We start from the raw sequence: 17,001 nt of genomic DNA, 5'->3' as shown, positions 1-17,001 counted from the left end.
CTGGGATGAGTAGCCGGAGCACCTGATGGAAACGCGGGCGAACTACGTTTTGATCGGATCGTTCACGCTGGCGGTGATCGCGGCGGCGATCGGCTTCGTGCTGTGGTTCCAGTCGCTGCACACCACCAAGCAGCGCAGCCCGCTGCGCGTCGTGTTCGAGGGCCCGGCGGCGGGCCTGCGCAATGGCGGCAGCGTCAACTTCAACGGTATCCGGGTGGGTGAGGTGGTCTCGGTGAAGCTCGACAACCCGCGGCGGGTTGTCGCACTCGCCATGATCGAGAACAACGCCCCGATCCGCAAGGACACCCTGGTCGGTCTCGAATTCCAGGGCCTGACCGGCGTTGCCGCGATCTCGCTCAAGGGTGGCGACGAAGCCGCGGCCCCGCCGCCGCTCGACCAGGACGGCATCCCGACGCTGACCGCCGACCCCAACAAGCTGCAGGACGTCACCGAGGCGATCCGCGGCACGCTGCAGAACATCAACAAGATCGTCGCAGACAATCAGGAATCGGTGAAGAACTCGCTGAAGAACCTGGAGACCTTCACCAGTTCGCTCGCGCGCAATTCCGAGAAGATCGACGGCGTGATGGCCAAGGTCGACGGCGTCGTGCTCAAGGCCGACAATCTCATGCTCGGCCTCAATACGCTCGCCGGGGGCAAGGACGGCGGCGAGCTGTTCCAGGCGGTCAAATCGATCCGCGAGCTCGCCGACGATTTCGACAAGCGCTCGGGTGCGCTGATGGCCGACGGCCGCCGCACGCTCGGCGACATCAGCCGCGCCGTGAACAATTTCGACCGCAACCCGACCCGCGTGCTGTTCGGCGCCAGCAACTCCTCGCAGCCAGCCCCGCCGCCCGAGCCGCCGAAGCCGGCGGCGGCGACGCCCAGGCGGTAGCGAGGGCGAGCTCGCGCACCTCGCACTTTCGTCATTGCAGGTCTCGTGTCCCGGACGCGCTGCAGCGTGCAACGCTGCTGCGCAGAGCCGGGACCCAGAAGGCGACACGGTACCCGTGGAGAGATGGGCCCGGCTCAGCAGCGCACCGCTGAAGAAGCGCTGCGCCGCGTCCGGGGCACCGGAGGGGAAGAGTGCGCGCTCTCTCCACCGTCATTGCGAGGGTAGCGAAGCAATCCAGACTGCCTCCGCGGGGACCGTCTGGATGGCTTCGTCGCCAGCGCAGAATTGCTTCGCAATTTCGTCGCTTCGCTCCTCGCATGACGGGGCGATACGAAAGTATGGGGGTCTGGCCGAGCCAAGGTAGGGGGAGGGGCTGGGCGGTATTGTCCGCTATATCGCGCTCAAGGCGTGCCCACGACAAGGCGCGTCGACTTCACTCACAGGGGAGGAGAGAGCGCGTGGTACGCCTGTTGCTGTTGTTGCCGTTCATCGGCCTGATGATCGTGCCGTTCTACAATATCCGGGAGCCGCATCTGTTCGGCTTTCCCTTCTTCTACTGGTATCAGCTCGCCTGGGTGCCGCTGACCTCGCTTCTCACCTACATCGTCTACAGGAGCGCGCGCCGTGCTGACTAATGTCGATAGCGCGGCGTTCGCCGTATTCCTCGCACTGTTCGTTCTCGTCACCGGCATGGGCTTCGTCGCCTCGCGCTGGCGCAAGCCCGAGACGCTCGCCCATCTCGACGAGTGGGGCCTCGGCGGCCGCAAGTTCGGGACCTGGATCACCTGGTTCCTGGTCGGCGGCGATTTCTACACCGCCTACACGGTGATCGCCGTTCCCGCACTGGTTTATGCGGTCGGCGCCTACGGCTTCTTCGCGCTGCCCTACACCATCATCGTCTATCCCTTCGTGTTCGCGGTGATGCCGGTGCTGTGGAAGGTCGCCAAGGAGCGCGGCTATGTCACCGCCGGCGACGTGGTGCGCGGCGCCTATGGCTCGCGCGGGCTCGAGCTCGCGGTCGCCGCCACCGGCGTGCTGGCGACGATGCCCTACATCGCGCTCCAGCTCATCGGCATGGAGGTCGCGATCAAGGCGCTCGGCCTGCATGGCGAGATCCCGCTGGTGGTCGCCTTCCTGGTGCTGGCGCTCTACACCTATTCGTCGGGCCTGCGCGCGCCGGCGCTGATCGCCTTCGTCAAGGACATCATGATCTACATCGTGGTGATCGCGGCGATCGCGATCGTGCCGTCCAAGCTCGGCGGCTACGGCGCGATCTTCACCGCGGCGGACGCGGCGTTCGCGGCGAAAGGGTCGGGCGGCATCCTGCTGTCGCCGGCGCAGATCGTGCCTTACGCCTCGCTGGCGCTCGGCTCGGCGCTCGCCGCCTTCATGTACCCGCACACGCTCACCGGCATCTTCGCGTCCTCGGGCGGCAACACCATCCGCAAGAATGCGATGCTGCTGCCGGCCTACACGCTGCTGCTCGGCCTGCTCGCGCTGCTCGGCTACATGGGGCATGCGGCGGGGCTGAAGCTCGCCAGCAACAACGACGTCGTGCCCGAGCTGTTCAAGCTGCTGTTCCCGAGCTGGTTCGCCGGTTTTGCCTTCGCCGCGATCGCGATCGGGGCGCTGGTGCCGGCCGCCGTCATGAGCATCGGTGCCGCCAATCTGTTCACCCGCAACTTCTGGAAGGTGTGGGTCGATCCGAAGGTGACGCCGGCGGGCGAGGCGAAGGTCGCCAAGATCACCTCCATGCTGGTGAAGGTCGGCGCCCTGCTTGCGATCCTCCTGATGCCGACGCAGTTTGCGCTCGACCTGCAGCTGCTCGGGGGCCTCTGGATCCTGCAGACGCTGCCGGCGCTGGTGTTCGGTCTTTATCTGAACTGGTTCTCGAGCCCGGCACTGCTGGCCGGCTGGGCCGTCGGCCTGGCAGGCGGATCGTGGCTCGCCTGGTCGGATGGATTGAAGCCGCTGCACAGCATCGACTTCGGCGCCGGCAAGGTTGCGATCTACACCGGCCTGCTCGCGCTCGCGCTCAACATCGTGGTGGCGGTCGTGGTCAACCTCGCGCTCAAGCGCATGCCGCAGCAACGGTTGTCCAGCGAGGCGGCCGAGTGATTGCGGGCGGCGGCCGGAAGAGTCCTTCGGCCGCCGCTCGTCTCCGGACTGAAACGGCCTTCCATGCGATTGAAGACGCTCCGGAGCTTTCCGTTCCGATGCATCGGAACGGGAATCTCTGGATTCTTGTTTTGACGCGTTTTCTTTACGCGAACCGGTGTCCACTTCGCTGGAAAACGCTCTAATATCCGCCCCGCGCCCGGCCGCGCGTCGCGAGCGCATCAGACTGTTTCGGGTGAGGATGTCTTGCAGGCGTGGTTCGTTCTCGCGGTCGCTGCCGGCTATGTGACCACGCTGTTCCTGGTGGCCTGGTGGGGCGATCGGCGGAGTGCCGGCGGGCCGCTGGTGTCGCCGAAATCCTGGGCGGCCGCGATCAGCTATTGCCTGACGCTTGCAGTCTACAACACCTCGTGGAGCTTTTACGGCTCGGTCGGGCGGGCCGCCACCAGCGGGCTGGACTTCGCCACGATCTATATCGGCCCGACCCTGGTTCTGCTGTTCGGCCAGCGGCTGCTGTCCAAGGTGATCGCGATCGCCAAGGCGCAGAACGTCACCTCGATCGCGGACTTCATCGCCGCGCGTTACGGCAAGAGCCAGGTGCTCGCGGCCTTCGTGACGCTCGCATCGCTGCTCGGCGTGCTTCCCTATATCGCGCTTCAGCTCAAGGCCGTCGGCAAGAGTTTCGATTATCTGATCCTCCAGCCCGAGCGCGCCGGCGGCGAGGCGCTGCGGTTCTGGCAGGACTCGGCGTTCGGCGTCGCCGCGTCGATGGCGCTGTTCGCGATCGTGTTCGGCGTCCGGCACGTCCATGCCAGCGAGCATCATCGCGGCCTGATGCTCGCGATCGCCTTCGAGAGCGTCGTCAAGCTGCTCGCCTTCCTGATCGTCGCGCTGTTCGTGCTGTTCGGACTCTCCGGCGGACCGGCCACTCTGCTGTCGCAGTTCCAGTCGGATCAGCAACTGGCCGGCATCCTGAGCTTCGATCCGACGCAGCCGGTGTGGCCTGCGACGATCGTCATCTCCGCGATCGCTTTCCTGTGCCTGCCGCAGGCCTTCCATGTCGCCGTCGTCGAGAACGAGAGCCCGAACCACACGCGCACCGCAGCCTGGCTCTACCCGGCCTATCTCGCGCTGTTCAGCCTGCTGATCCTGCCGATCGCCGCGGCCGGGCTCGCCCGCTTCGGCGGCATGATGGATCCCGACACCTACGTCATCTCGCTGCCGATCGCAGCGGATGCGGGCACCATCAGCCTGATCGCGTTCCTCGGCGGCTTGTCGGCCGCAACCGGCATGGTGATCATGACGTCGGTCGCACTCAGCACCATGCTCTGCAACGACGTCATCATGCCGCTGCTGCTCCGCTCGCGCGTGTTCGGCCTGCGCGCGCAGAGCCGGCCGATGACTTCGGTACTGGTGGCGGTCCGCAGGCTCTCGATCCTTGGTATCCTCCTGCTCGCCTATCTGATGCATCGTCTGGTGAACCAGTCCTATCCGCTCACCGTGATCGGCCTGTTGTCGTTCGTCGCGGTCGCGCAATTCGGTCCGGCGTTCGTCGGAGGGCTGTTCTGGCCGCGGGCCAACAAGGCCGGCGCCTCGCTCGGGATCGCGGCCGGTTTCTTCATCTGGGCTTATACGCTGCTGCTGCCCTCGGCCGCGCCGCTCTGGCCCGGGATCGCGGAGATCGTTCGCAACGGCCCCTGGCAACTCGCCTGGCTCAGGCCGAACGCGCTGTTCGGTCTCGAGGGTATCGATCCGATCTCGCACGCCACGCTCTGGAGCCTCGGCGCCAATCTGGTCTGCTTCCTGGTGGTCTCGGCGCTCGGACGGCAGTCGACCGTCGAGCGTAACCAGGCTGCCGCGTTCGCCGACGGCGTCGTTCGCGAGACGATTCCAAAGCTGTCCTCACGCGTGCTGGTCCGTCTCGACGATCTTCGGGCACTGGCGCTGCGTTTTGTCGGTGCCGAGCGCGGTGCGGCATCCTTCGACGGCTATCTTGCCGCCCGCATCGCCGGCACCGGGCCGCGCCTCGATCCCTCCGGGCTGGTCGATCTGGACTCGATCCGCTTCACCGAAAACCTGCTCGCCGGGGCGATCGGTGCGGCATCGGCGCGCGTGGTGATCGCGGCCTCGCTGGAAGGGCATTCGCTGTCGCGGCGGGCGGCGATGGCGATGCTCGACGAAGCCTCGGAGGCGTTGCGCTTCAACCGCAGCCTGTTGCAGTCGACGCTGGAAAGCGTGCCGCAGGGCATCTGCGCCTTCGACGCCGATTTCAACATCACCGCCTGGAATGGCCGCTTCATTGCGCTGCTCGATCTGCCGCCGGACTTCGTGCGCGTCGGACTTCCGCTGGCGGACCTCATCGCGTTCAATGTCGAGCGCGGCGAATATGCGGCGTCCGAATTCGCCGCGCTCCTGGTCAACCGCGACGTCGCCACGCAGAGCTGGCCCTATCTCTACGAGCGCAAGCGGCCGGACGGCACGGTGCTCGAGATCGTCTATGACCGCACCGCCGAGGGCGGCTACGTCTCGACCTATACCGACGTCACCGAACGCCACCGTGCCGCCGAAGCCCTGCGACGCGCCAATGAGGGGCTCGAGCTGCGTGTTCGCGAGCGGACCGAGGCGCTCGAGCAGGCCAAGGCGGAGGCCGAGCAGGCCAATCTCGGCAAGACCCGCTTCCTGGCCGCGGCCAGCCACGACCTGCTGCAGCCGCTGAACGCGGCGCGTCTGTTTCTGTCTGCGCTCGACGAAAGTCTGAGCGCTCCGTCGCGCACTGGCGACGCCGACAAGGAACGTACTCTGGCGAGCAGCGCAGTCACGGCGCTGCGCTCCACCGAGCACGTGCTCGACAGGTTGCTCGACATCTCCTCCTACGATGCCGGCGCCGTGCGCGCCGAGGTCTTCGACTTCCCGATCGCCGACCTCTTCGTGCAGTTGAACGTCGAGTTTTCGGCGATGGCGCGCGAGCGCGGGCTGGCCTTCGGCGTCGTCGATTGCGGCCTCGCCGTGCGCAGCGATCCGCATCTGCTGCGCCGGATCCTGCAGAACCTGCTGTCCAATGCACTTCGCTACACGCCGAGGGGGCGCATCCTGCTCGGCTGCCGCAGGCGCGGCGGCGCGCTGCGCATCGAGGTCTGGGACACCGGCGTCGGAATCGCGGCGGCGGACCAGAAGCGCATCTTCGAGGAGTTCCAACGCCTCGCACCCGGATCGGAGAAGGGACTGGGGTTGGGGCTTGCCATCGTCGATCGCGTGTCGCGGCTGCTGGGCCATGCGGTCGATGTCCGTTCCCGTCCGGGACATGGTTCCTGCTTTGCCGTCACGGTGCCGCTTGCGCACGGACCGGGCCAGCCGCTTCAGCGCGGTCCGGCAATTGCCGCGCCGATGGCGGCGGAGCGGCCTCTGACGATCCTCTGCCTGGACAATGACGCGGCCATCCTCGACGGCCTTTCGGCGCTGCTCGGCGGCTGGGGACATCGCGTGCTGGTCGCAGCAGACGCCGCCGGGGCGATGGAAGCGGCCGCGACCGTGGAGCCGGACGTCGTGCTGCTCGATTACCATCTCGATGGTGGCCGCAGCGGCTTGGACTTTCTCGACGATCTCAGGCAGAAGGCGGGCCGCGAGGTTCGCGCGCTGGTCATCACCGGTGATCGCAGCGAAGCGGTCCGCAAGGAGGCGAGGGCGCGCGGCTGCGAGATCCTGTCGAAGCCGGTCAAGCCGGCGGCGCTGCGGCGCTTCCTCGGCGGCGAAGCCTTGAACCGGCAGTTGGGTACGAAACCGGAGACTCCCTGACGATGCGCATCCTGATCGGCGACGACCATCCGCTGGTGCAGGCTGCGCTCCGCAGCGCGCTGTCGACCGTGCTGCCGGATCTCGACATCGTCGCCTGCCAGTCGCTGGACGAGGCGATCGGCATCCTGACGGCGCAGTCGGGCGAGATCGACCTGATCCTGTGGGATCTGACCATGCCGGGCATCCAGGGCTTTGCCGCTTTGTTCATCCTGTCGGCGCAGTTCCCGACGGTACCGGTGGCGATCATCTCGGCGCGGCAGGACGCCGCCACCATCCGCCGCGCCATCGCCTATGGCGCATCCGGTTACATTCCGAAATCGCTCGGCCTGCCCGAGATGGCCGAGGCGATCACCAAGATCCTGGCCGGCGAGATCTGGATGCCGCCCAATGTCGGCGGCCGCGGCTCGATCCAGAGCGACGACATCGAGCTCGCCGCGCGCATGGCCACCCTCTCGGCGCAGCAGCTGCGCATTCTCGCGATGATCGTGGAAGGCAAGCTCAACAAGCAGATCGCTGGCGAGCTCGACATCGCCGAGCAGACCGTGAAGGGCCACGTCTCGACCATCCTGCGCAAGCTCGGCGTCGGCTCGCGCACGCAGGCCGCGGTGCTCGCCGAGCGGCTGTCATTCGGCCAGCCCGGCGGCAATTGAGCTTTCCGCATCCAAACGAAAACGGAGGCCGCGAGGCCTCCGTTTTGTCATTCGCGATGGACTTGCCGCTTACCCCAGCCGTCCCGCCGCATGCGCGAGCAGCGTGTACACCAGCCCCGTCTCCGAGGTCAGGTGGCCGCGCAGCTCCTGCGGGCCGCGGCCGTCGCGGGCGACTTCGTCGAGCAGGCGCTCGAACTCGGCGACGTAGCGGTCGACCGTGCCCTTGAAGTTGCGGTCGGCGCGGTACTTGCGGGCGACCTCGTCAAAGGCCTTCTGGCCGGCGGGCGTGTAGAGGCGCTTGGTGAAGGCCTTGTTCTCGCCGCGCTGGTAGCGGTCCCACATCTCGGCCGCGAGGTTGCGGTCCATCAGCCGGCCGATGTCGAGCGACAGCGATTCCAGCGGATTGCTGCTGGCCTGCGGGGCCTGCGGTTGCGGCGCGGGGGCGGCGCGGCCACGAGGAGCCTGACCGGTCGGGGCGCCCTGATTGGCGTCCGTGCGGTTGAGCAGGTCCGACAGCCAGCCGTCACGGCCCTGGTCGTTGCTGGAGGGCGCGACCGGCGGCGCTTCGGTGCGGCGCGAGGGCGCGGGCATGCCGAGGTCCGGCGGCGGCAGCGTGGATGCGCTGCCGGTGTCGCGCATGCGGGTCTCGGTGCCACGACCGCCGGCAATGGCCATCACCGGCTCTTCCTGGCGCTGGACGGCGACAGACGCGCGGCCCGCGCTGGTGACGTCGAGGCCGCGGCCGTGCTGGGCCACGATGCGGTTGAGCTCGGCGAGCGCCTCGATCTGGTCGACGATCACCTTGCGCATCTGCGCAGTGCTCTCGGCGGCCTCCTGCGGCATCTCGAGCACGCCGCGGCGCAGCTCGTTGCGGGTGGCTTCGAGCTCGTTGTGCATCTCGAAGGCCATCTGCTTCATGCTGGAGACGAGGTTGGTGAACTTCTCCGTCGACTGCTTGAACATCGCATCCGCCTCGTCGGTGGTCTGGCGGTAGATGTCGTGCATCGCCTCGATGGTCTGGCGGTGCTCTTCCTCGGAGGCCGAGCGCACCGCCTCGAACTGGCGGGTGATCGCGGCCGATCCTGCGCCGGCGGTCTCGGCGACGACGCGGGCGATGTCGCGGGCACGCTCTTCGGCCGCGGCCAGCGATTCATCGAGCAGGCCGGTGAAGCGCGACAGCCGCTGGTCGAGATCGGCCGTCCGCAGGTCGATTGTGGTGACCAGCGATTCCAGCGCCTGCTTGCGCTCGGCGAGCGAGGCGGTGGTGTTCTTGTTGCTCTGCTCGACGACCTGAGCGGCCTCGACCAGCGCCTGGCCGTGCTTGTCGAACTGGGTCGACAGCTCGCCGAGGTCCTGCAGCGCCTTCGTGGTCTTGCTGTTGAAGACGTTGAGCTGGTCTTCCAGGTTCTGCGTCGCCGCGCCGTTGCGCGAGGTGACGTCGTTCATCGCCGAGACGAAGTCGGCGACACGCGTCACCAGCGCCCGCTCGAGCGAGTTGAGGTTGTCGTGCGCACCGGTCAGCACCTCCTGGAGCAGGATGTTGCCTTCGCGCAGACGCTCGAACAGCGCCACGGTGTCGGTGCGCAGGATCTTGCTGGTCTCCTGCATCTCGGTGACGGCCGCGATCGAGACCTGGCGCGACTGGTCGATCGCCGAACGCGAGGCCTGCTCGAGGTCCTTGAGCGACTTGCCGACCGCGCTGGTGGCGATCTCGCTCGCCGCGTTGATGGTGCGGGCGACTTCCGAGCCGTTGCCCATCATGGTCTGCGAGAAGGCCTGGCCGCGCGTCTCGATCGACTTCAGCGCGTCCGAGGTGACGCGGTCGATGTCGAGCGTGAGCTGGCTGGTCTTCGAGCCGATCGCGTCGACCAGGGCGCCGCGCTTGGCGTCGATCATGTTCGACAGGCGGTCGGCCTGCTGCTGCACGTAGGTGACGATCTCGTCGGTCTTGCCGGTCATGGCCTGGCCGAAGCTCGAGCTGGCGGCGAGCACCGAGCGCTCGACGTCGGCCGAGCTCGACTTGACCCGCGAGCTCGCCTCGTTGGAGGCCGTGATCAGCGCGTTCTGGGCGTTGAGCGCGCTGGTCTGGATGTCGTTGGTCGCGTTGGCGGTGGCCGCGCTCAGCGTGCGCTCGATCTCGGTCGAGATCGTGCGGATCTGGCTCGCGGCGTCCGCCGAGGTCGAGGTCAGCGAGGTCTGGGCCTCACGCGCGCTGTTGAGGATGGTCGAGGCGGTGTCGGCGCCGACCGCGGTCAGCGTGCGCTCGATGTCCGTGGTCAGCGACTTGATCTGCGTCGCCGCGTCGGTCGAGGCGGTGATCAGCGAGCCCTGGGCCTCGCGTACGCCGCTGGTGAGCGCCTCGATGGTGGCGCCGCCGGCGGTTGCCAGCGCGCGCTGCATCTCGGCCGCGAGCGAACGGACCTGGCTGGTCTGTTCCGCGGAGACGGCAAGCAGGGTGCTCTGGGCGTCGCGGGCGCTGGTGGTGATCGTCTCGGCGGTCGACTGGCCGACCTGCGAGAGCGAGCGATGCACTTCGGCCGCGAGCGACTTGACCTGGCTCGCCGCGTCCGAGGACGCCGTCACCAGCGTGCTCTGGGCCTCGCGGGCGCCGGTCACGATGGTCTCGGCGGTCGAGGTGCCGGCCATCGTCAGCGAGCGCTGCACGTCCGAGGACAGCGCCTTGATCTGGTTGGCGGTCTCGGTCGAGGCCGCGATCAGCGCGCTCTGTGCGTCGCGGGCGCCGGCGGTGATCGATTCTGCCGTGGTCGTGCCGGCCAGCGACAGCGAGCGCTGCACGTCGGCGGTCAGCGTCTTGACGTGGTTGGCCGCATCCGAGGACGCGGTGACGAGGGTGGTCTGCACCTCGCGGGCGCCGGCCAGGATCGAGGCCGCGGTGGCGGAACCCGCCGCCGACAGCGTGCGCTCGACGTCGGCCGCGAGCCCCTTGATCTGGTTGGAGGCGTCGCCCGACGCTGCGACCAGCGTCGACTGCGCTTCGCGGGCGCTGTTCAGGATCGCGTTCGCGGAACCGGTGCCGACCGCGGTCAGCGCACGCTCGACCTCGGCGGAGGTCATCTTGAGCTGGGCGTTGACGTCGGAGGAGACCGTCATCAGCGACTGCTGGGCGGTGCGCGCACCGGTCTGGATCGTCTCGCTGGTGTTGACGACGAGGTTGGTGAGCGAGCGCTCGGCGTCCTCGACATGCGAGCGGATCGCGGTCGAGATCATCTCGGCGCGGGACATCATGTCCTCGCTGGCCTGGCGGCCGCTGCTTTCGATGCGGCCGGCGACCGCCTCGACGCGCGAGCCGAGCAGGTCCTCGAACTGCGCCACGCGCACGTCGATGTCGCTCGCGACCGAGCCGACCTTGGTCTCGATGGCCTGATGGATCTCCTGGAAGCGCGCCGTGACGGTGTCTGTCAGGTGCGTCGAGCGGCCGTCGATGATCTCGGTGACGCCGGTGATGCGGCGGTCGACCGCGTCGATCGCCTGCGCGGTGCCGTCGGTGAGCGTCGAGGTCAGCAGGGTCAGGCGCGTATCGATCGACTGCACGGCCTGCGAGGCGCCGTTCGTGACCGCGGTGGTCAGGTAGGTGAGGCGGGAGTCGATGGACTCGAGCGCCTGCGTCGCGCCGCCGGTGAGCGTCGTCGTCAGATGGGTCAGGCGGGTGTCGATCGACTGGATGGTCTGCGAGGCGCCATCGGTCAGCGTGCTGGTGAGGTGGCTGAGGCGCGCGTCGATGGTTTCGATGGCCTGCGATGCACCGCCGGTCAGCGACGTCGTCAGGTGGGTGAGGCGGCTGTCGATCGACTGGATCGCCTGCGCCGCGCCGTCCGTCAGCGAGGTCGCCAGCGTCTCGATGCGCCCGTCGATGGTGTCGGTCATCGACTTCGCGCGGCTGTCGAACGACTGCTCGAGCGCGGCGACGCGGCCGACGAGCTGCTCGTCGAAGGTCTTGATGTGACCTTCGATGGTGCCGTCGAGGCTCGCGATCTTGCCGTTCAGCGAAGCGTCGAGATTGCTGACGCGTTCGCCGACCGTGGTTTCGAACTGCAGCAGGCGCTGGTCGAGCACGGCCGTGATCGCGCCGCCGTTGGAGCTGAAGCGGGTGTCGAAATTCTCGACATAGGTCTTCAGCGACTCATGGATGTCCTGCGTGCGCTGGCCCATGCGCTCGACGATCTCGCCGCCGAAGGTCTTCACGGTGCGGTCGAACTCGGAGATGTGGCGCGTGATCAGGGCGCCCAGCGTGCCGGAGTCGCGGGCGAACTTCTCGACCAGCTCGGTGCCCTGGTTCCTGACCAGCTCGTCGAACGCGCTCATCTGCAGCGACAGCGAGTCGTGCGCGGTCTCGGTCTGGCTGACGACCTTGGCGACGAGGGTGTTGACGGTGGCGTCGAGCGCCTCGCTCGCCTTGTCGCCGCTCGTCATGATCTGGCCGGCGAGGCGGTTGCCGGCGTCGTCGATCTTGGCCGAGATGTCGTTGGAGCGCAGCTCGAGCTCGAGCAGCAGCGAGTCCGAGGAGTTCTTCAGGCTGTCGTGCACCTGCTCGGTGCGCTCGGAGATGCCATCGACGATCGCGGCGGAGCGCTGCTCGAACTCGCCGGTGATGCGGTCGATGCGCTCGTTGAGCATCTCGTGGACGCGGTCGGCGAGGTCGACGAACTCGTCGTGGACGTGGCCGGTCTTGAAGTTGAGGCTGGTGGTCAGCCGCTCGCTGGCGTCGAGCACGGCGCGCGTGGTCTCGTTGCTGGCCTCCTCGAGGCGGTCGAGCAGGTCGCCGCCGCGCTCGCCGAGCGCCAGGATCATGTTGTCGCCGGCATTGCTCAGCGCGCTGGTGATGTGGGCGCCGCGCTCTTCGAGCGCACCGGTGATGGACTTGGCGACCTCGTCGACGCGCGAGGCGATCGCATCCGAGATCAGCGCGATGTCGTGGCGCAGATCGATCTGCACGCCGGAGATGGCGCTGCGGACCTGCTCGGCCTGGCCGACCAGATTGTCGCGTTGATGGGCGATGTCCTGGAGCAGGGCGCGGATGCGCACTTCGTTGTCGGAATAGGCGCGTTCGAGAGCGGCGACCTCGTTGGCGACCAGCGTCTCCAGCTCGCCGGCGCGCGCGATCGCACGCTCGATGCCGTCGCCCATCGCCGCGACCTCGCGGCGGATGGCCTGGCCGACGGTGACCATGGAATCGGAGGCCGAGCCCTCGGGCTCGGAGAAGCGGATCGCGACCTGCGCCATCGCCTGCGCGATCATGCGCATTTCCTGGCCGCGCCAGACCAGGCTGGCGAGGAAGTAGAACAGCATGATCGGCGCGAAGAACATCGCGACCAGGCCGGCGATGACGAGCACGCCGCCGCTCTGGCCCATGGCGGCCTGGATCGAGGGCAGGAAGCCGACGGTCAGCGCGGCGCAGGCGGCGAGCCAGACGCCGGCGAAGATGGTGGCGAAGGTGTAGACGCTGCGGGCAGGGCGGCCCTTCTGAAGCGCCTGGAGCAGCTGGCCGATGGTCTCGCGGTCGTCATTGGCGGCGCGGCGCTGGCTGCGCGGCTCCTCGATCGGGTCGAACACATTGCCCCGCTCGTTGGCGGCGGGGCGCGGCTCGAAGCTGGGCTCGTCGAAGGCCGGGGGAGCCGGCGGGGCCACCGGGGGCGCGGTCTCGTTGCGCATGGCGGCGCTGCGACTGGTGTCCGCTGCCGTGTCGCTGATGTTCAGGGCTTCCTGGATCGCAGAAAGCGCAACTTCTGTGGGGTCTTTGACCTTTTTCGGAGTGTTCGCCATGTTCAGTCCGAGCCCTCGTTACTTGTACGCGTCCCCCCGCGAGCCCTGCGCGCTGCGCAAGCCCACAGACCGGATCATGCCGCTTGCGCGGATCTCCGAGCCATCCCCACCCGGACGGCTTGTCCGCCAATTTCTGCAACATCCTATTGGCAGAGCGATGCGAATGAAATGCCCGCGATTAAGACATTCTTAATCATCGTTAACAGGATCGCGGCGTAACGCCTTAGCAATAAATGCAATTCTCCACCGAACTCGCCAGATTGCGGCAACTTTTCGTCAAGAAACCGGCAGAACTGCGTCTCAGACCCCAAACATTTCGTTAACCATTTCCATGCTTGGGTGGGTCGAATTCACCGCCGGACCGGCGGAACCGTCGCGCGATGCCGGGGCCTGCGCCATGACGCCTGAACTGCAACGGATGGACTGGATGCCCTCGCCCCCGCTTGCACCCATCGACAGCCCGCTCGACCTCGACCATCTCTCCCGGATGACGCTTGGCAACGCGGATCTGGAGCAGGAAGTGCTGGCCATGTTCGCCGAGCAGGCAGTCCGCCTGATGGCGGCGATGGCGGCCCTGCCGGCCGAGGCCGGCGCGCTCGCCCACAAGCTCAAGGGATCGGCCCGCGGGATCGGCGCCTTTGCGGTGGCAGATGCCGCCGAGAGCCTGGAGACCGCGATCCGGGCCGGCCAGAACCAGCGCCACGCCCTCGCCGCGCTGAAGGAGGCGGTGACCGAGGCCCGCGCCGCCATCGAGGCGATCCTGAAGCCTTGAGGCCGAGCGGCCGAGCCGGATTCTAGTCTCTTGTTTTGACGCATTTTCTTGCCGCAAAGCGGGATTCACTTCGCAGCAAAACCCTATGGCGCCGGGCTGATCGACCCGTTATAGGACAGCCCGGACCCTCCTTCATTCCCAGCACCGCGGCAGTACGAGCACACATGGCCAAGATTCACTTTGTCGACCACAAGGGCGAAACCCGCACGGTGGAAATCGAGAACGGCGCAACCGTGATGGAAGCCGCGATCCGCAACAGCATTCCCGGCGTCGAGGCCGAATGCGGCGGCGCCTGCGCCTGCGCGACCTGCCATGTCTATGTCGACGAAGCCTGGCGCGAGAAGGTCGGCAGCCCGACGCCGATGGAAGAGGACATGCTCGATTTCGGCTTCGACGTGCGCCCCAATTCGCGCCTGTCCTGCCAGATCAAGGTCTCCGACGAGCTCGACGGTCTCGTCGTGACGACGCCGGAACGTCAGGCCTGATCCTTCAAGCCTGCGCCGTCCGAAAATTTACGATGCACTCGGCGGCGCGACGTCGATGCCGCGCTTGTGCCAGGGTCTGAATTTCTCGATCACCTCAGGGGTCAGCGGGGCCGGCCGGCGCGTCGCCTCGTCGAGCAAGACGCCGACCGAAATCGCCGAGGCGATGCATTTCCCCTCCGAAAACACGACCTGCTCGAAGGTGACGGACGTCCGTCCCAGCTTCACCACGCCGAGGCCGAGTTCGATCGTGTTGGGCCAGTGCAGTTCGGCACGGAAATGCATGTCGAGCCGCACCATGATCCAGGCCAGGCCCGGCGGGGTCAGGCCGTACTGGGGCAGTTTCATCAGCGTGACGCGGCCGGTCTCGAAATAGGTGGCGTAGACCGCGTTGTTGACGTGCTGGTTGGGGTCGAGATCGCCAAAGCGGACATTGTCGCTGAGGCGGAAGGGGAAGTCCTCCAGACGCGGCGTCGTGTCGAGGCGGCTTGGTGCGTTCACCGATTGATCTCCGTCATATCCATCCTCGTTACAACCCAGTTATCCTGACCCGGCAAGTGGGCGCGGCTGCGGGGCGCTCCCGCTTTTATGCCTTCCCTGATCCATCCCCGTTGGCTAGACAGGCAGGGTCACCTCTGCCCGCCGGGCGCCGTCCAACCGATAACGATCGATAAAGAGACGACATGAGCGACGTGATCAAAACCGATGTGCTGATTATTGGCGCCGGCCCCTGCGGTCTGTTCGCCGCCTTCGAGCTTGGCCTTCTCGACATGAAGACGCATTTCGTCGACATCCTCGACAAGGTCGGCGGCCAGTGCGCCGAGCTCTATCCGGAAAAGCCGATCTACGACATTCCCGGCATTCCCCAGGTTTCGGGGCAGGGCCTCACCGACGCGCTGATGGAGCAGATCAAGCCGTTCCATCCGACCTTCCATCTCGGCGAGATGATCGAGACCGTGGAGAAGATCGGTGATCCCGCATTTCGCTGCACCACGGACGCCGGCAAGGTGTTCGAGTGCAAAGTGCTGGTGATCGCAGCCGGCGGCGGCTCGTTCCAGCCCAAGCGTCCGCCGGTGCCGGGCATCGAAGCCTATGAAGGCACGTCGGTGCATTACGCCGTGCGCAAGATGGAGACGTTCCGCGACAAGAACGTGCTGATCGTCGGCGGCGGCGATTCCGCGCTCGACTGGACGCTCAATCTGCATCCGATCGCGAAGCGCATCACGCTATTGCACCGGCGCGACGAGTTTCGCGCCGCGCCCCACAGCGTCGAGCAGATGCGGGCGCTGGTTGCCGGCGGCAAGATGGATCTCCGGCTCGGCCAGGTCACGGCGCTGTCCGGTACCGAGGGCAAGCTCTCCGGTGCAACCGTCAAGGGCAACGACAACAGCATCGCCGAGATCGCCTGCGATACCATGCTGCCGTTCTTCGGGCTGACCATGAAGCTCGGTCCCGTCGCGAACTGGGGCATTGCGCTCGAGAACAATCTGGTGCCGGTCGAGACGAGTGCATTCGAGACCAATGTTCCCGGCATCTTCGCGATCGGCGACATCAACACCTATCCCGGCAAGATCAAGCTGATCCTGTGCGGCTTCCACGAGGGCGCGCTGATGTCGCAAAAAGCCCATCGCTATGTCTATCCGGAGAAGCGGCTCGTGTTCCAGTACACGACCTCGTCCTCCAGCCTGCAAAAGAAGCTCGGTGTCAACTGACGGCAGCGGCGCATGCAGGGGATGCCCCATGTTTCTGGTGCTGGAACCGTTCGCGAAATCGCCGTAGTCTGCGGCCATTCCGGTCGTGGAATAACAAGGTGATCTAATGCGGAAATTCTCCAGCCTTCGGCTGCTCCCCTTCCTCGCGCTCGCAATGTCGCTCGCGACGGTGACGCCGTCCGCGGCGCAGACCGCCGAGCCCACGGCGGCTGGCCTGTGGCAGAAGGTCGAAGACGGCAAGACGGTCGGATGGTTTCTCTTCGTCGACCGTAACGGCATCTTCGAAGGCGTGATCGCAAAGACCTTCCCGCGCCCCGGCGACGATCCGAACGAGGTCTGCAGCAAGTGCACCGACGATCGCAAGAACGCGCCGGTGCTCGGCATCTCCTTCGTCCGCAACATGAAGCGCGAAGGATTGAAGTACGAAGGCGGTAACGTGCTCAATCCGCGCGACGGCCAGATCTGGAAGGCCAACATGAAGGTCAGTCCCGACGGACAGACCCTGACCCTGCGCGGCTATCTCGGCATCTCGCTGCTTGGCAAGGACGAGACCTGGATGCGCCTGCCCGACGCCAACATTGCCCAGGTCGACCCCGCCATCGTCGCCAAATATCTGCCCGCGCAGGCGCCGGCCACCAAGCCGCCGGCCCCCGCGGCGAAGAAGGGCGGCGGCATGATGATGGCCCCGGCGAAGTAATAGCCTCGTTTCCCATTTCCGAGAGTCGTCCCGTCGGCGTCGGATTTTGATCCTACGCCGCATTCGTCGAAAGGCGCATGCCGTTGCGCCCTGCGACAGTAG

General features: G+C 66.8%; 11 protein-coding genes. 9 read left to right on the top strand and 2 right to left on the bottom strand.

Annotated elements, in window-relative coordinates; genetic code table 11:
* Nucleotides 1–25: 25 nt before the first annotated feature.
* The 5 genes from CO669_RS29550 to CO669_RS29530 all read left to right on the top strand — a co-directional run bounded on the left by CO669_RS29550 (nucleotide 26) and on the right by CO669_RS29530 (nucleotide 7,455).
* A complete protein-coding gene (locus tag CO669_RS29550; protein ID WP_097664423.1) occupies nucleotides 26–895 on the top strand; it encodes an MlaD family protein in 870 nt (289 codons plus the stop codon).
* Nucleotides 896–1,353: 458 nt separating this feature from the next.
* Nucleotides 1,354–1,530, top strand: a complete 177-nt coding sequence (locus CO669_RS29545; RefSeq protein ID WP_097664409.1) for a DUF3311 domain-containing protein — start codon at nucleotides 1,354–1,356, stop codon at nucleotides 1,528–1,530.
* Nucleotides 1,520–3,013: a monocarboxylate uptake permease MctP gene (mctP, locus tag CO669_RS29540; protein WP_097664380.1), complete on the top strand. Its 1,494-nt coding sequence runs from the start codon at nucleotides 1,520–1,522 to the stop codon at nucleotides 3,011–3,013. Before CO669_RS29545 ends, mctP begins: the two co-directional genes overlap by 11 nt.
* Before the next feature lie 246 nt (nucleotides 3,014–3,259).
* Complete coding sequence (locus CO669_RS29535) at nucleotides 3,260–6,805, top strand: hybrid sensor histidine kinase/response regulator (RefSeq protein WP_198964325.1); 3,546 nt, start codon at nucleotides 3,260–3,262, stop codon at nucleotides 6,803–6,805.
* Entirely contained in the window at nucleotides 6,802–7,455 is a 654-nt protein-coding gene (locus CO669_RS29530; RefSeq protein ID WP_097664350.1) for a response regulator, read from the top strand. Before CO669_RS29535 ends, CO669_RS29530 begins: the two co-directional genes overlap by 4 nt.
* 69 nt (nucleotides 7,456–7,524) lie before the next feature.
* Here the strand turns inward: CO669_RS29530 and CO669_RS29525 are convergent, their stop codons facing one another.
* Entirely contained in the window at nucleotides 7,525–13,236 is a 5,712-nt protein-coding gene (locus CO669_RS29525) for an apolipoprotein A-IV repeat region-like domain-containing protein (RefSeq protein ID WP_097664332.1), read from the bottom strand.
* 397 nt (nucleotides 13,237–13,633) lie between these two features.
* Here CO669_RS29525 and CO669_RS29520 point away from each other — a divergent pair, with 397 nt between their 5' ends.
* Both CO669_RS29520 and CO669_RS29515 read left to right on the top strand, forming a co-directional pair.
* The gene (locus tag CO669_RS29520; RefSeq protein ID WP_097664783.1) at nucleotides 13,634–14,008 is read left to right on the top strand and encodes an Hpt domain-containing protein; all 375 of its coding nucleotides are present in this window, start codon (nucleotides 13,634–13,636) and stop codon (nucleotides 14,006–14,008) included.
* Nucleotides 14,009–14,172: 164 nt separating this feature from the next.
* Nucleotides 14,173–14,493: a 2Fe-2S iron-sulfur cluster-binding protein gene (locus CO669_RS29515; protein ID WP_063203190.1), complete on the top strand. Its 321-nt coding sequence runs from the start codon at nucleotides 14,173–14,175 to the stop codon at nucleotides 14,491–14,493.
* Nucleotides 14,494–14,520: 27 nt separating this feature from the next.
* Here CO669_RS29515 and CO669_RS29510 read toward each other — a convergent pair whose 3' ends face one another.
* Nucleotides 14,521–14,991 (bottom strand): acyl-CoA thioesterase, encoded by a 471-nt coding sequence (locus CO669_RS29510; RefSeq protein WP_097664306.1) that lies wholly within the window; start codon nucleotides 14,989–14,991, stop codon nucleotides 14,521–14,523.
* A 182-nt stretch (nucleotides 14,992–15,173) separates the two neighbouring features.
* Here CO669_RS29510 and CO669_RS29505 point away from each other — a divergent pair, with 182 nt between their 5' ends.
* Together CO669_RS29505 and CO669_RS29500 are read left to right on the top strand one after the other, a co-directional pair.
* The gene (locus CO669_RS29505) at nucleotides 15,174–16,202 is read left to right on the top strand and encodes an NAD(P)/FAD-dependent oxidoreductase (RefSeq protein WP_097664214.1); all 1,029 of its coding nucleotides are present in this window, start codon (nucleotides 15,174–15,176) and stop codon (nucleotides 16,200–16,202) included.
* 106 nt (nucleotides 16,203–16,308) lie between these two features.
* Nucleotides 16,309–16,899 carry a DUF2147 domain-containing protein gene (locus tag CO669_RS29500; RefSeq protein WP_097664150.1) on the top strand — a complete coding sequence of 197 codons (591 nt, stop codon included), beginning with the start codon at nucleotides 16,309–16,311 and terminating at the stop codon, nucleotides 16,897–16,899.
* Nucleotides 16,900–17,001: the final 102 nt, after the last annotated feature.

It is taken from the genome of Bradyrhizobium sp. Y36 (genome assembly GCF_002531575.1).
Taxonomy (GTDB): Bacteria; Pseudomonadota; Alphaproteobacteria; order Rhizobiales; family Xanthobacteraceae; genus Bradyrhizobium.
The sequence above is the reverse complement of the archived record's forward strand: the minus strand, read 5'-3'. Positions and strand labels throughout refer to the sequence as shown.

Excerpts from the sequence above, each read along its gene's own strand:
- CO669_RS29505 (WP_097664214.1), top strand. The coding sequence starts at position 15,174 with ATGAGCGACGTGATCAAAACCGATGTGCTGATTATTGGCGCCGGCCCC.
- CO669_RS29520 (WP_097664783.1), top strand. The coding sequence starts at position 13,634 with ATGACGCCTGAACTGCAACGGATGGACTGGATGCCCTCGCCCCCGCTT.
- CO669_RS29515 (WP_063203190.1), top strand. The coding sequence starts at position 14,173 with ATGGCCAAGATTCACTTTGTCGACCACAAGGGCGAAACCCGCACGGTG.
- CO669_RS29525 (WP_097664332.1), bottom strand. The coding sequence starts at position 13,236 with ATGGCGAACACTCCGAAAAAGGTCAAAGACCCCACAGAAGTTGCGCTT.
- CO669_RS29550 (WP_097664423.1), top strand. The coding sequence starts at position 26 with ATGGAAACGCGGGCGAACTACGTTTTGATCGGATCGTTCACGCTGGCG.
- CO669_RS29500 (WP_097664150.1), top strand. The coding sequence starts at position 16,309 with ATGCGGAAATTCTCCAGCCTTCGGCTGCTCCCCTTCCTCGCGCTCGCA.